General features: G+C 51.3%; 1 rRNA gene. It reads right to left on the bottom strand.

Going from position 1 to position 1,844, the window contains the following annotated elements:
• Positions 1 to 92 precede the first annotated feature (92 nt).
• Positions 93 to 1,623, bottom strand: a 16S ribosomal RNA gene (locus CIK93_RS00535).
• Positions 1,624 to 1,844: the final 221 nt, after the last annotated feature.

Genomic DNA, 1,844 nt, shown 5'->3' with positions numbered 1-1,844 from the left:
GTTAGTACAAGAAGCCGAAGGAGTGTCTGAACAAACCAATGCTTCATCCCATTCTTTTGAAACTACCTTAATCATCTAAGATCCGTCTCCAGAAAGGAGGTGTTCCAGCCGCACCTTCCGGTACGGCTACCTTGTTACGACTTAGCCCCAATCACCGGTTTCACCCTAGGCCGACCCTTGCGGTCACGGACTTCAGGTGCCCCCAGCTTTCATGGCTTGACGGGCGGTGTGTACAAGGCCCGGGAACGTATTCACCGCGCCATGGCTGATGCGCGATTACTAGCGAATCCAGCTTCGTGGGGTCGGGTTGCAGACCCCAGTCCGAACTGAGGATGGCTTTCTTGATTAGAATGCACTTGCGTACACCCAACTCTCTGTACCACCCATTGTAACACGTGTGTAGCCCCGGACGTAAGGGCCGTGCTGATTTGACGTCATCCCCACCTTCCTCACACCTTACGGTGGCAGTGTCTCCAGAGTGCCCAGCATAACCTGATGGCAACTGAAGAGAGGGGTTGCGCTCGTTATGGCACTTAAGCCGACACCTCACGGCACGAGCTGACGACAACCATGCAGCACCTCCATAGGCGCCCCGAAGGGCCTCACCATCTCTGGATCGTTCGCCTACAGTTCAAGCCCGGGTAAGGTTCCTCGCGTATCATCGAATTAAACCACATGTTCCTCCGCTTGTGCGGGCCCCCGTCAATTCCTTTGAGTTTCACCGTTGCCGGCGTACTCCCCAGGTGGGATGCTTAACGCTTTCGCTTGGGCGCTCACTGTATATCGCAAACACCGGGCATCCATCGTTTACCGTGCGGACTACCAGGGTATCTAATCCTGTTCGATACCCGCACTTTCGAGCTTTAGCGTCAGTTGTAGCCTTGTCAGCTGCCTTCGCAATCGGAGTTCTTCGTGATATCTAAGCATTTCACCGCTACACCACAAATTCCGCTGACATCGAATACACTCAAGTCTCACAGTTCGCGACGCACATCATACGGTTGAGCCGCTGCATTTCACGTCACGCTTATAAGACCGCCTGCGCTCCCTTTAAACCCAATAAATCCGGATAACGCCCGGACCTTCCGTATTACCGCGGCTGCTGGCACGGAATTAGCCGGTCCTTATTCATAAGGTACATGCAAAACAGGACACGTCCCGTATTTTATTCCCTTATAAAAGAGGTTTACAACCCATAGGGCAGTCATCCCTCACGCTACTTGGCTGGTTCAGGCTTCCGCCCATTGACCAATATTCCTCACTGCTGCCTCCCGTAGGAGTTTGGACCGTGTCTCAGTTCCAATGTGGGGGACCTTCCTCTCAGAACCCCTACTGATCGTTGCCTTGGTGGGCCGTTACCCCGCCAACAAGCTAATCAGACGCATCCCCATCCCATAGCGATGAATCTTTGTTCCACATCAGATGCCGTCCGTGGAAAACATCAGGCATTAATTCGACTTTCGCCGGGCTATTCCTGACTATGGGGAAGGTTGGATACGCGTTACTCACCCGTGCGCCGGTCGCCATCTATCAAAGCAAGCTTCGATAATGCTGCCCCTCGACTTGCATGTGTTAAGCCTGTAGCTAGCGTTCATCCTGAGCCAGGATCAAACTCTCCATTGTAAAAATATCTTTGATACTTCTTAAAGAAGTGTCGTGTCTCTGTTCAGAACGAATCTCATATCCGGTAGTATCATGGATCATAAAGCACCTTGATTCCTAAAAATCGACGGTTCGTAAATTCACCCAAGACTGTACTCATAAAAAGTAAGTCTCGCTTCTTGTACTACTACTTCTCTGTTTTATGTAAATCTTTCAAAGAACTCTTCCTTCAGTGCTTGTCA

The sequence above is a fragment of the Prevotella sp. P3-92 genome (assembly GCF_002251205.1).
GTDB lineage: Bacteria > Bacteroidota > Bacteroidia > Bacteroidales > Bacteroidaceae > Prevotella.
Note: the sequence above shows the minus strand (reverse complement) of the source record. Positions and strands in the feature narration are given on the sequence as shown.